Annotated in this window: 10 protein-coding genes; 5 read left to right on the top strand and 5 right to left on the bottom strand. The window is 66.2% G+C overall.

The genetic code is table 11. From position 1 onward, the window contains the following. The 3 genes from D180_RS07490 to sucC all read right to left on the bottom strand — a co-directional run. Window positions 1-722 (bottom strand): PQQ-binding-like beta-propeller repeat protein (locus D180_RS07490; RefSeq protein ID WP_043090614.1); only part of this gene is annotated, 722 nt, incomplete at its 3' end. Window positions 723-1,101: 379 nt separating this feature from the next. Further along, window positions 1,102-1,977: a succinate--CoA ligase subunit alpha gene (gene sucD, locus D180_RS07495; RefSeq protein ID WP_010342226.1), complete on the bottom strand. Its 876-nt coding sequence runs from the start codon at window positions 1,975-1,977 to the stop codon at window positions 1,102-1,104. Window positions 1,978-1,999: 22 nt separating this feature from the next. After that, window positions 2,000-3,169, bottom strand: a complete 1,170-nt coding sequence (gene sucC / locus D180_RS07500) for an ADP-forming succinate--CoA ligase subunit beta (RefSeq protein WP_010342227.1) — start codon at window positions 3,167-3,169, stop codon at window positions 2,000-2,002. A gap of 391 nt (window positions 3,170-3,560) precedes the next feature. Here sucC and D180_RS07505 point away from each other — a divergent pair, with 391 nt between their 5' ends. Both D180_RS07505 and D180_RS07510 read left to right on the top strand, forming a co-directional pair. Further along, window positions 3,561-5,174 carry an ATP-binding protein gene (locus D180_RS07505; RefSeq protein ID WP_017912305.1) on the top strand — a complete coding sequence of 538 codons (1,614 nt, stop codon included), beginning with the start codon at window positions 3,561-3,563 and terminating at the stop codon, window positions 5,172-5,174. An 82-nt stretch (window positions 5,175-5,256) separates the two neighbouring features. Beyond that, window positions 5,257-6,645 carry a sigma-54 dependent transcriptional regulator gene (locus D180_RS07510; RefSeq protein WP_017912306.1) on the top strand — a complete coding sequence of 463 codons (1,389 nt, stop codon included), beginning with the start codon at window positions 5,257-5,259 and terminating at the stop codon, window positions 6,643-6,645. Between the two features lie 230 nt (window positions 6,646-6,875). Here D180_RS07510 and pilB read toward each other — a convergent pair whose 3' ends face one another. Both pilB and D180_RS07520 read right to left on the bottom strand, forming a co-directional pair. Beyond that, window positions 6,876-8,609 (bottom strand): type IV-A pilus assembly ATPase PilB, encoded by a 1,734-nt coding sequence (gene pilB / locus D180_RS07515; RefSeq protein ID WP_043090615.1) that lies wholly within the window; start codon window positions 8,607-8,609, stop codon window positions 6,876-6,878. A gap of 217 nt (window positions 8,610-8,826) precedes the next feature. Further along, window positions 8,827-9,246, bottom strand: a complete 420-nt coding sequence (locus D180_RS07520; RefSeq protein ID WP_017912308.1) for a pilin — start codon at window positions 9,244-9,246, stop codon at window positions 8,827-8,829. Window positions 9,247-9,605: 359 nt separating this feature from the next. Between D180_RS07520 and D180_RS07525 the strand changes: the two genes are divergently transcribed. The 3 genes from D180_RS07525 to coaE are packed head-to-tail and all read left to right on the top strand — an operon-like array spanning window position 9,606 to window position 12,378. Then, complete coding sequence (locus tag D180_RS07525; protein WP_017912309.1) at window positions 9,606-10,865, top strand: type II secretion system F family protein; 1,260 nt, start codon at window positions 9,606-9,608, stop codon at window positions 10,863-10,865. Between the two features lie 6 nt (window positions 10,866-10,871). After that, window positions 10,872-11,735: an A24 family peptidase gene (locus D180_RS07530; RefSeq protein WP_017910397.1), complete on the top strand. Its 864-nt coding sequence runs from the start codon at window positions 10,872-10,874 to the stop codon at window positions 11,733-11,735. A 13-nt stretch (window positions 11,736-11,748) separates the two neighbouring features. Further along, entirely contained in the window at window positions 11,749-12,378 is a 630-nt protein-coding gene (coaE, locus tag D180_RS07535) for a dephospho-CoA kinase (RefSeq protein ID WP_017912310.1), read from the top strand. The last annotated feature ends 94 nt before the right edge of the window (window positions 12,379-12,472 follow it).

Raw genomic sequence — 12,472 nt, forward strand, 5'->3', positions numbered from 1 at the left:
GCGGCGGCGGCCTTGGCCGGATCGCGCGGCACCGGATCCCAGCGCCACAGTTCGCGGCCGCTGCGCGCGTCGTAGCCACGCACCACGCCCTGCTCCAGCGCATGCCCGCGGTTGTCGCCGATCGAGCTGCCGACCACCAGCACGTCGCCGGCCACCACCGGCGGCGAGGTCACCGCATAGTTAGCCCAGGCATCGCTGGCGTTGTCGTGCACATCGATGCCGGCATGCAGGTCGATCATGCCGTCCTTGCCGAACCCGGCGCAGGGCTTGCCGTCGGCGGCATCCAGCGCGATCAGCCGCGCATCCAGAGTGCCGTACACGATGCGCTCGCGGCACGCGCCCGCCGTCGCCTGGGTGTCGCGCCAGAAACTCACCCCGCGCGAGGCCGGGTCGCTGTAGTGCTTGTTGCGCGCGACCTTGGCATCGAAGGACCACAGTTCGCGGCCGCTGGTCGCATCCAGCGCGAAGGCGATGCCGGTCCCGGTGGTGAGATACATGCGCCCACCCAGCACCAGCGGATTGGCCTCGAAGCGGCGCCGTTCCGGATCGGGCAGGCCCGCGCCGAGTTCGCCGGTGCGGAACGACCAGGCGATGCGCAGCCGGCCGACGTTGTCCGGGGTGATCTGGGTCAGCGGCGAATACTGCCCGCCGCCGGGCGCGCCGGCATAACTGACCCAGTCGCCTGGCGCCGCCGCGCAGATGCCGCCGATACCCATCGCCATGCCCGCCCCGCATACCGCTGCCCGCCATCGCCTGATCACGCATCCGCTCCTGTCGCTGCCGAAGAAAGTGGCGGCAGTGTCGGCACAGTGCCGGACAGTGTCGGCAACGCAGGGACGGCACCACCCGGCCAGGGGACCAATGGCGGGGCCTCAGGGACGAATGGCGACCAAGGGGATGGCGCAACTGCTTGATTGCGCAGACGTTGGCGGGGCAGCAGTGCGTGCCCGCCCCATCCGCCTCGTCGCGCCAGGGACACTGCGGCAGTGCCGCGTACCGGATCCTCTAAACGCAAAAGGCCTCGCTCGCGCGAGGCCCTTGCGGACAGCGGCGGCGACAACGACGCACCCGAAGGCGGGTCGCTGCCGCAGCGCTGACGGCTTACTTCACCAGCGAGGCGATCGCCGCACCCAGGTCGCCCGGCGAGCGGACGGTCTTGACGCCTGCGGCTTCCATCGCCGCGAACTTGCCTTCGGCCGTGCCCTTGCCGCCCGAGGCGATCGCACCGGCGTGGCCCATGCGCTTGCCGGCCGGGGCCGAAGCACCGGCGATGAAGCCGACGACCGGCTTCTTGACGTGCTTGGCGATGTACTCGGCACCGGCTTCCTCGGCGTCGCCGCCGATTTCGCCGACCATGATGATGCCTTCGGTCTGCGGATCTTCGTTGAACAGCTTGAGGCAGTCGACGAAGTTCAGGCCGTTGATCGGGTCGCCGCCGATGCCGATGCAGGTGGACTGGCCCAGGCCGACTTCGGTGGTCTGCTTGACCGCTTCATAGGTCAGCGTGCCCGAACGCGAGACGATGCCGATCTTGCCCGGCTTGTGGATGTGGCCCGGCATGATGCCGATCTTGCACTCGCCCGGGGTGATCACGCCGGGGCAGTTCGGCCCGATCAGCACGGTGTCCGGATGCGAGCGGGTCAGCACGTTCTTGACGCGCAGCATGTCCAGCACCGGGATGCCTTCGGTGATGCAGACGATGACCTTGATGCCGGCCGCAGCCGCTTCCAGGATCGCGTCGGCCGCGAACGGCGGCGGCACGTAGATCACCGAGGCGTCGGCGCCGGTGCTCTGCACGGCATCGGCCACGGTGTTGAACACCGGCAGGTCGATGTGGGTGGTGCCGCCCTTGCCCGGCGTGACGCCGCCGACGACCTGGGTGCCGTACTCGATCATCTGAGTGGCGTGGAAGGTGCCCTGCTGGCCGGTGAAGCCCTGCACGATCACCTTGGTGTTCTTGTTGATCAAAACAGACATTGGAGTTCCTTGGTGTCGTGGATCAGGCGGCGTTCTTGACAGCTTCAACGACCTTCTTGGCGCCGTCGTTGATGTTGTCGGCCGGGATGATGGCCATGCCGCTGTCGCGCAGCAGTTGCTTGCCTTCTTCCACGTTGGTGCCTTCCAGGCGCACCACGACCGGCACCTTGACGCCCACTTCCTTGACCGCCGCGATGATGCCCTCGGCGATCATGTCGCAGCGGACGATGCCGCCGAAGATGTTGACGAAGATGCCTTCGACCTTGTCCGAGGACAGGATCAGCTTGAACGCCTCGATCACGCGCTGCTTGTTGGCGCCGCCGCCCACGTCCAGGAAGTTCGCCGGCTCGCCGCCGTTGAGCTTGATCACGTCCATGGTCGCCATGGCCAGACCGGCACCGTTGACCATGCAGCCGATGTTGCCGTCCATGGTGACGTAGTTGATGTCCAGCTCCGAAGCGGTCACTTCGGTCTCGTCTTCCTGGGACTTGTCGCGCATGGCGACCAGTTCCTTGTGGCGGAAGTTGGCGTTGTCGTCGCTGTTGAACTTGCCGTCCAGCGCGTAGAGGTTGCCGTCGTCGAGGATGGCCAGCGGATTGATCTCCACCAGGGCCAGATCCTTCTCGTTGAAGATGCGGTACAGGTTGACCATGATGCTGGCGAACTGGCCGGCCTGCTTGGCGGTCAGGCCCATCTTGAAGCCGATGTCGCGGCCGTGGTAACCCTGCACGCCCTCGACGAAGTCAACGTTGAGGGTGTGGATCTTGTCCGGGGTCTCGGCGGCGACCTGTTCGATCTCCATGCCGCCCTCGGAGGAGGCGATGTAGCTGATGGTGCGGGTGCCGCGGTCGACCAGCACCGACAGGTACAGCTCCTTGACGATCTCGCCGGCGGTGGTCACCAGCACCAGGTTGATCGGCAGCTCGACGCCGGCGGTCTGGTAGGTAGCCATCTTGGTGCCGAGCAGCTTCTCGGCAACGGCCTTCACATCGTCGGTGGTCTTGCAGAACTTGACGCCGCCGGCCTTGCCGCGGCCACCTGCGTGGATCTGCGCCTTGACCATCCAAGGGCCAGCGCCAAGCGACTTGGCGGCTTCAACCGCTTCTTCCGGAGTCGCCGCGACCTTGCCGGCCGGGACCGGGATGCCGTACTCGGCAAGCAGTTGTTTTGCCTGATATTCGTGGAAATTCATGCGTCACCGTGGGAAAAGGAACGGCCGTCCCGCAGCGATCCAGGCCCTGAGTGGCGGCCGGGAGCGGTACGGACGGGACGCCTATTGTCGCCGACCGAGGGCGGCGGCGCAAAAGCGCCGGCGGCCTGGCCCGACCGAGGCCTCCGGCGGGGTCCGCGGTGGCACCGCCGGGTGGAGCAGGCACTCGGGCGCCCACGCCATGCTTCCCTCACCCCGCGATCTTGTCCTTGGCCCTTGCCCCGATCCGGCGCCGGGCTGCCGGCGACGGCAATCGCGGTTTCCCCGTCGAGGGCGGTGACGGCCCAGGCAGGTCGCCACCGCCCCGGTCGCCCTCCGCGTAGACGGCGCCGCCCCTATACTCGCGCCGTCCGCTGTCCGCCCGGAGTCCGGCTTGCCCACCAGCGCCTCGCTCATCGATCGCATCGAGTCCATTCCGCGCCGCGAACTGTACTTCTTCGCGCTGTACCGGGTGCTGGTGGCCGGGCTGATCGCCGCCCTTGTGTTCAGCCCGCTCAGCGTGCTGGTGGGCGAACCGCGCTACCCGCAACTGGCCGCCACCTTGTCCACCGCCTACCTGGCGGTGGCGCTGGCGCTGCTGATGTGGGGGCGCAACGAGGCGCACCTGGCACCCATCGTCGGTTTCAGCGCCCTGGCCGACATCGTCGCCGCGACCCTGGCCGCGCATGCCCTGCCCGCGGCCAGCGCCGGCATCGCGATGATGCTGCTGTTCAACGTCGCCGCCGCGGCGATGCTGCTGCGCCTGCGCGGCGGCATCGCCATCGCCCTGACCGCCTCGGCGGCGACGCTGGCCGAATACGTCTGGAGCGTGCTGGACGGCGCCGACAACACCCGCAGCCTGGCCGAACTGGCGATGTTCGCCACCAGCTACCTGGCGGTGGCCTACATCTGCAACCGGATCGGCCAGCGTGCGCGCACCAGCCAGCACCTGGCCGAGCGCCGTGGCGCCGAGGTGGCCAATCTCTACGAAATCAACGAACTGATCATCCGCCGCATGCGCACCGGGGTGCTGGTGGTGGACGCGCAGAACCGGGTGACGCTGGCCAACGAGGCCGCATCGGCCCTGCTCGGCGACACCGGCGGCAACAGCGGCAGCGGCCGGCTGGATCTGGCCAGCGCCGCGCCGGAACTGGCCCGACGCCTGCAGCGCTGGCGCAACGGCTGGAACCAGGACGAAAGCCCGCTGCAGCTGTCGCCGGACCAGCCGGAGGTGCAGCCGCGCTTCGCCCGGCTGCTGGCCGAAGGCGACCTGACCCTGGTGTTCCTCGACGACGCCACGGTGGTGTCACGGCGCGCCGAATCGCTGACGCTGTCGGCGCTGGGCCGCTTCTCGGCCAGCCTGGCCCACGAGATCCGCAACCCGCTGGCCGCGATCAACTACGCCTCGCAGTTGCTGGAGGAATCGCCGGCGATCGGCGATGCCGACCGCCGCCTGCTGCAGATCATCCACCAGCAGTGCCAGCGCACCAACGGCATCGTCGAGAGCGTGCTCGGCCTGGCCCGGCGCGAGCGCTCCAATCCGGAGAACCTGGACCTGGGCGCGTTCGTGCGCCGCTTCGTCCTGGAATACCGGCAGACCCTGTCGATCGAGACCGACAGCCTCGAAGCGATCCTCGCCCCGCAGCCGGTGCACGCGCTGGTCGATCCCAAACACCTGCACCAGGTCCTCAGCGCCCTGGTGCACAACGCGCTCAAGTACGGGCGGGTGATGGAGGAGCCGGCGCGGGTGCGCCTGCGCGTGGCGCTGCAGGAGCGCAACGCCATCGTCGACGTGATGGACCGCGGCCCCGGCATTCCCGAGGCGGTGGCGGCACAGCTGTTCCGGCCGTTCTTCACTACCTCCGAGCACGGCACCGGGCTAGGCCTGTACATCGCCCGCGAGCTGTGCCGGGCCAACCAGGCGCGTCTGGAGTACGTGCCGGTGCCGGCGGGCGGCGCCTGCTTCCGCGTCGCCCTGCCCGGCCCGCACGCCATGCTCAGCGGCTGACAGGTGAGAATCGCTCCGCCAGCGCGCGACCGGCGCCGGTAAATTGGCGCATGCCCCGGTTCCTACGCTATCTTCCCTGCACATGAACGAAACCCGAAGCGCCCTGGTCGTCGACGACGAGCGCGACATCCGCGAGTTGCTGGTCCTGACCCTGGGCCGGATGGGGCTGCGCATCAGCACCGCCGCCAACCTCGCCGAAGCGCGCGAACTGCTGGCGAGCAATCCCTACGATCTGTGCATCACCGACATGCGCCTGCCCGACGGCAACGGCATCGAACTGGTCAGCGAGATCGCCAAGCATTACCCGCGCACGCCGGTGGCGATGATCACCGCCTTCGGCAGCATGGACCTGGCGGTGGAGGCGCTGAAGGCCGGCGCCTTCGACTTCGTCAGCAAGCCGGTGGACATCCAGGTGCTGCGCGGCCTGGTCAAGCATGCACTGGAACTCAACAGCGAGAGCCGCGCCGCGCCGCCGCCGCCGGCCCCGGAACAGGCCAGCCGCCTGCTCGGCGCCTCGGCGGCGATGGACGCCCTGCGCAGCACCATCGCCAAGGTCGCGCGCAACCAGGCGCCGGTCTACATCCTCGGCGAATCCGGCGTGGGCAAGGAACTGGTCGCGCGCACCATCCACGAACAGGGCGCCCGCTCCGCCGGCCCCTTCGTCCCGGTGAACTGCGGCGCGATCCCGGCCGAACTGATGGAAAGCGAGTTCTTCGGCCACAAGAAGGGCAGCTTCACCGGCGCCCATGCCGACCAGGCCGGCCTGTTCCAGGCCGCGCACGGCGGCACCCTGTTCCTCGACGAGGTCGCCGAACTGCCGCTGCCGATGCAGGTCAAGCTACTGCGGGCGATCCAGGAAAAATCGGTGCGCCCGGTCGGCGCCGCCACCGAGGTGCCGGTGGACGTGCGCATCCTCTCGGCCACCCACAAGGACCTGGCCGACCTGGTCGCCGAGGGCCGCTTCCGCCACGACCTGTACTACCGCATCAACGTGATCGAACTGCGCGTGCCGCCGCTGCGCGAGCGCGGCGGCGACCTGCCGCAACTGGCCGCGGCGATTCTGGCGCGGCTGGCCAAGAGCCACGGCCGCCCCACCCCGCTGCTGTCGCCCTCCGCCCTGGACGCCCTGAGCAGCTACGCCTTCCCCGGCAACGTGCGCGAACTGGAAAACATCCTCGAGCGCGCCCTGGCAATGGCCGAGGACGACCAGATCAGCGCCACCGACCTGCGCCTGCCGCAACCCGGCAACCACGCCCGCAGCGCCGCCGAAGCCGCCCCGGCCCTGCCGCGCGGCGTGGTCGACATCGACCCCAGCTCCTCCGCCCTGCCGTCCTACATCGAGCAACTCGAACGCGCCGCGATCCAGAAAGCGCTGGAAGAGAACCGCTGGAACAAGACCCGCACCGCGGCACAGTTGGGCATCACCTTTCGCGCGCTGCGCTACAAGCTGAAGAAGCTGGGGATGGAGTAGTGAAGCCGGGAATGGGGAATCGGGATTGGGGAATGGGAAAAGCCGATCTCCCGACTGCTCTTAGCCCTACGCCCAATTGAGCGGGGTAATGCGGTTGGGCACAGCCGGCATTGCCCGCCCGCGCCAAGCGTCGAGAAGCCTGGAAACAATGCCTGGACTACCGGGAGATCAACAGGGACGGAAAAGCCGCCTTTCCGATTCCCCACTCCCGATTCCCCATTCCCGGCTCCTCAATCCTTCGTCACCCGATTGATCTCGGCCAGGCTGGTGATGCCGTTGCGGGCCTTGAGCAGGGCCGACTGGCGCAGGTCCTTGACGCCGATCTTCTGCGCGGCGCTGGCGATGTCCATGGCGTTGCCGCCCTGCAGCACGATCGCCGCGATCTCGTCGTTCATCGGCATCACCTGATAGATGCCGGTGCGGCCCTTGTAGCCCTCGGTGCACTCGTCGCAGCCGACCGCTTCGTACAGTTGGACGCCGGCGGCGATCTCCGCCTCGGTGAAGCCTTCGGCCAGCAAGGCCTTTTCCGGCAACTGGACCGGGCGCTTGCAGTTGTTGCAAAGGCGCCGCGCCAGGCGCTGGGCGATGACCAGGGTCACCGAACTGGTGATGTTGTAGGGCGCGATGCCCATGTTCATCAGGCGCGCGATGGTCTGCGGCGCGTCGTTGGTGTGCAGGGTGGACAGCACCATGTGGCCGGTCTGCGCGGCCTTGATCGCGATCTCGGCGGTCTCCAGGTCGCGGATTTCGCCAACCATGATGATGTCCGGATCCTGGCGCAGGAACGAGCGCAGCGCCGCCGCGAAGGTCATGCCGCGCTTGTTGTTCTGCTGCACCTGGTTGACCCCGGGCAGGCGGATTTCGACCGGATCCTCGGCGGTGGAGATGTTGCGGGTGTCGTCGTTGAGGATGCCCAGCGCGGTGTACAGCGACACCGTCTTGCCCGAGCCGGTGGGGCCGGTGACCAGGACCATGCCGTACGGCTTGTGGATCGCGTCCAGGAACAGCTTCTGCTGCTCCGGCTCGTAGCCGAGCTTGTCGATACCCAGCTTGGCCGCGCTGCCGTCCAGGATACGCAGCACGATCTTCTCGCCGAACAGCGTGGGCAGGGTGCTGACGCGGAAATCGATCTGCTTGTTCTTGGACAGATTGAGCTTGATGCGGCCGTCCTGCGGGACCCGCTTCTCGGCGATGTCCAGCTGCGCCATCACCTTCAGGCGCGCGGCGATGCGCTGGTTGAGCTTGACCGGCGCCTTGGCCACGCTCTTGAGCAGGCCGTCGATGCGCAGGCGCACCCGGTAGTCGTCCTCGTAGGGCTCGAAGTGGATGTCGGACGCGCCGCGGCGGATCGCATCCACCAGCACCTTGTTCACGAACTTGACGACCGGGGTGTCCTCCCCCTTGGCGTCGATGCCGGTGTCGCCACCGCCGCCCATGTCCTCGTCGCCGCCGCCGACATCGAGGTTGTCCATGCCCTCGTCGTCGCCCAGCGCGCTGCCGAGGGAATCGTTGCTGGCCTGCCACTGCTCCAGGGTCCGGCGGATCTGGTCCTCGTCGACCAGGATCGGCTCCACCGTCAGATTGGTGTGGAACTTGATGTCGTCCAGCGCCCGGGTCTGGGTCGGGTTGCTGATGCCGACGAACAGGCGGCCGCCGCGCTTGAACAGCGGCAGCACCTGGTACTTCTGCAGCAACTCCTCGCTGACCAACTTCATCGCGTTCTGGCTGGCATCGAAGACCGAGACATCCATCAACGGCATGCCGAACTCCATCGCATTGGCGGCGGCCAGCTGCGCGGCGGTGACCAGCTTCTTCTCGGAGAACCACTGCGGCAGCGGCACCTTGGCCTCGGCCGCCTGGGCCATGGCGGTCCGCGCCGCGGCTTCCTCCAGCGCACCGTCCTGCACGAGGCGGCGGGCGATCCCGGTGATGCCGACAAGATTGGCCGATACAGCTGCATTCATATGTTCACCTTTGAGAGCCTAACGGACACGCGGACCTCGCCAATGTACGAGTCGCCTACCTCAGGGGCTGAGCGACTATACCCGTCGCCCCCGTGGTGCAGAACAGACAGAACAATGACGAAGGCTCATCTCCGCATATAGACCTGAAACTTGCCAACAAAAAAGCCCCGCTACGAGAGCGGGGCTTTTTCAACACATGAGTAATGCTTTTAAAGCATTAGTTCTGGCAGGTCGAAGGAGCCCACTTCGGCTTGTCGGCGACGGTGGTCGAACAAGTCCAACCACCGTTGGTATCACGGGTCCAAGTGACATTGGCATTCGCGATCTTGGGGCTGCCGATCAACTTGGTGCACTGAATGGAACCAGTGGCGCCAGCGACGATCGTCCAACTGGTGCAACGAGCGGTCGGAGCGGCCGGCAGGCCGAGGTTGGCAGAGGTGTAGTTCCCGTTAGGAGCCCCGTCATTCACCATCACTTCGAACTGCGTCTTAGCCGGAGTCACTTCGGCAAGTGCGGCAGTGACCTGGGACTTGGCAACGTAGTTCTGGTAAGCCGGCAACGCAATGGCTGCCAGGATAGCGATGATCGCGATCACGATCATCAGTTCGATCAGGGTAAAGCCCTGCTGCTTCTTCATAACGAACCCCTAGAGATGGAATGTGGTGGTAGGCACTCGCCCGCGGATCCTACTCCCCGAGCGCCGCGGCGAAGCGCCACGTGAGGTAAGAGAAGCAGACTGCGTGCCAACTTACTTCGCATGCCCGAACCCCTACCCGAAGCGCATCATGCCTTAGCGCGAAGGCGAAGGTGCAGGCAGATCAGGAATTTGCGACATGATGGACCATCTGCCCTTAAAGGTCATAAAGTGACGCTACACGTCACACTCGCAGAGCGCGATCTAGCTCTATCATGGGAGCTACGGATGTCAGACGCCAAGGAAACCGATACCATGCTTGGCATGTCCGCCTGGGGATGGCCGGACGGGGAGACGACCTGATGTCCGCAACTCGCAGCGCAGTCAAGAAAGAGCCCATCGCGCGCAGCACCAGCCAGCAGGTGCCCTTCGTTTGGGAGGGCACCGACAAGCGTGGCATCAAGATGAAGGGCGAGCAGATCGCCAAGAACGCCAACCTGCTGCGTGCCGAACTTCGTCGCCAAGGCATCACGCCGTCGGTGGTCAAGCCCAAGCCCAAGCCTTTATTCGGAGCTGCCGGCAGTAAGATCAGCCCCAAGGACATCGCCTTCTTTAGTCGCCAAATGGCGACAATGATGAAGTCTGGCGTCCCGATCGTTGGATCGCTGGAGATCATCGCCAGCGGGCACAAGAACCCGCGGATGAAGAAGATGGTCGACCAGATCCGCACCGATATCGAGGGCGGCTCTTCACTCTACGAGGCGATCAGCAAGCACCCAGTGCAGTTCGACGAGCTGTATCGCAATCTGGTTAAGGCTGGCGAGGGTGCTGGTGTACTTGAAACCGTATTGGAAACGGTAGCCAGCTACAAAGAAAATATCGAAGCCCTAAAAGGCAAGATCAAGAAGGCCCTCTTTTACCCAGCCATGGTCATGGCCGTCGCCTTGATCGTCAGCTCGATCCTATTGATTTGGGTCGTACCGCAGTTCGAAGACGTCTTTAAAGGCTTTGGCGCCGAACTTCCCGCCTTCACCCAGATGATCGTGGCGGCTTCTGGCTTCATGGTGTCTTACTGGTGGTTGCTGCTGCTCATCCTGATCGTCAGCATCGGCGGCTTCATCTTCGCCTACAAACGTTCGCCTGCGATGCAGCATGGGATGGACCGACTGGTGCTCAAAGTGCCGATCATCGGCCAGATCATGCACAACAGCTCGGTCGCGCGTTTCTCGCGTACCTTGGCGGTGACCTTCCGCGCCGGCGTACCGCTGGTGGAGGCGCTGGATATCGTCGCTGGCGCCACCGGTAACAGCGTGTACGAAAAAGCCGTGCTGCGCATGCGCGACGACGTCGCGGTTGGCTACCCGGTCAACATGGCGATGAAGCAAACCAACCTGTTCCCGCACATGGTCATCCAGATGACCGCGATCGGCGAAGAGGCCGGCGCGCTGGACGCGATGCTGTTCAAGGTCGCCGAGTACTTCGAGCAGGAAGTGAACAATGCGGTCGATGCCTTGAGCAGCCTGATCGAGCCGTTGATCATGGTGTTCATCGGCACCATCGTCGGCGGCATGGTCATCGGCATGTACCTGCCGATCTTCAAGCTGGCCTCCGTCGTTGGATAAGCATTAATGGCATTTCTCGATCAACACCCCGGCCTCGGCTTCCCGGCCGCGGCCGGGCTCGGCCTGCTGGTGGGCAGCTTCCTCAACGTGGTCATCCTGCGCATGCCCAGGCGCATGGAATGGCAGTGGAAGCGCGATTCGCGCGAGATCCTGGAGCTGCCGGACATCTACGATCCGCCGCCGCCCGGCATCGTGGTGGAGCCGTCGCACTGCCCGCACTGCAAGCACAAGCTGGCCTGGTTCGAAAACATCCCGCTGTTCAGCTGGCTGGCGCTGCGCGGCAAGTGCCGCTACTGCCATGCGCCGATCTCGCCGCAGTACCCGCTGGTGGAACTGCTCACCAGCCTGCTGGTGGTCGCCAGTGTGTGGCGCTTCGGCTTCGGCTGGCAGGGCTTCGGCGCGATCGTGTTCAGTTGTTTCCTGGTGGCATTGTCCGGCATCGACCTGCGCACGCGCCTGCTGCCGGACCAGTTGACCCTGCCGCTGATGTGGCTCGGCCTGATCGGCAGCATGGACAACCTGTACATGCCGGCCAAACCCGCTCTGCTCGGCGCCGCGGTCGGCTACTTCTCGCTGTGGTCGGTGTGGTGGCTGTTCAAGCAGATCACCGGCAAGGAAGGCATGGGCCATGGCGATTTCAAGCTGCTGGCCGCGATCGGCGCCTGGTGCGGCCTGAAGGGCATCCTGCCGACCATCCTGATCTCCTCGCTGGTCGGTGCGATCCTCGGCTCGCTGTGGCTGGCGGCCAAGGGCCGCGACCGCGCCACGCCGATCCCGTTCGGCCCCTATCTGGCGATCGCCGGCTGGATCACCTTCTTCTGGGGCACGGAGATCGTGGAGACCTACATGCGCTGGTCGGGACTGCGCTGACGGAGCCCAAGGCTTGACTGATTTCGTCGTCGGCCTGACCGGAGGCGTGGCCTCCGGCAAGAGCGAACTGAGCCGCCGCTTCGAGGCCAGGGGCATCGTCGTCGCCGATGCCGACCTCGCCGCGCGTGCGGTGGTCGCGCCCGGCCACCCCGCCCTGGCACAGATCGTGGCGCGGTTCGGGCCGCAGATCCTGCAGGACGATGGGCAACTCGACCGCGCCGCCTTGCGCCAGCGGATCTTCGAGGACGCAACGGCACGCCGCGACCTGGAAGCGATCACCCACCCGGCCATTCGCCGGTTGCTGCAGGAACAGTGCCGCGCGGCCGCCGGACCATACGCGATCGCCGCCATCCCGTTGTTGACCGAGGTCGGTGCGCGCGCCCGCTATCCCTGGCTAGACCGGATCCTGGTGATCGACGCCCCCGAGGCGCTGCAACACGCCCGCCTGATGCAACGCGACGGCATCACCGCCGACCTGGCGCAGCGCATGCTGGCGGCCCAGGCCACCCGCGAAGAGCGCCTGGCCATCGCCGACGACGTGGTGGTCAACGACGGCGCCGCGACGGCACTGCAGGAAGCGGTGGAGAAGCTGGACACTCAGTACCGTGCGCTGGCTGCGGCCAAGGCGTCAGCGTCTTTGTAGATAGTCGCCTTTGTTCCCTCTGGGATCAGCCGCGATCAATCCTTACCGGGAACGCCCGGCCGCGGCTGAAGCCGCTCCTTGTATCTGGACATGT

This window comes from Xanthomonas sp. SHU 166 (assembly GCF_000364685.1).
Classification (GTDB): domain Bacteria; phylum Pseudomonadota; class Gammaproteobacteria; order Xanthomonadales; family Xanthomonadaceae; genus Xanthomonas_A; species Xanthomonas_A sontii.

Bases quoted from the DNA above. Each gene is read 5' to 3' on its own strand.
- sucD (WP_010342226.1), bottom strand. From the start codon at position 1,977: ATGTCTGTTTTGATCAACAAGAACACCAAGGTGATCGTGCAGGGCTTC.
- sucC (WP_010342227.1), bottom strand. From the start codon at position 3,169: ATGAATTTCCACGAATATCAGGCAAAACAACTGCTTGCCGAGTACGGC.
- D180_RS07510 (WP_017912306.1), top strand. From the start codon at position 5,257: ATGAACGAAACCCGAAGCGCCCTGGTCGTCGACGACGAGCGCGACATC.
- pilB (WP_043090615.1), bottom strand. From the start codon at position 8,609: ATGAATGCAGCTGTATCGGCCAATCTTGTCGGCATCACCGGGATCGCC.
- D180_RS07520 (WP_017912308.1), bottom strand. From the start codon at position 9,246: ATGAAGAAGCAGCAGGGCTTTACCCTGATCGAACTGATGATCGTGATC.
- D180_RS07525 (WP_017912309.1), top strand. From the start codon at position 9,606: ATGTCCGCAACTCGCAGCGCAGTCAAGAAAGAGCCCATCGCGCGCAGC.
- D180_RS07530 (WP_017910397.1), top strand. From the start codon at position 10,872: ATGGCATTTCTCGATCAACACCCCGGCCTCGGCTTCCCGGCCGCGGCC.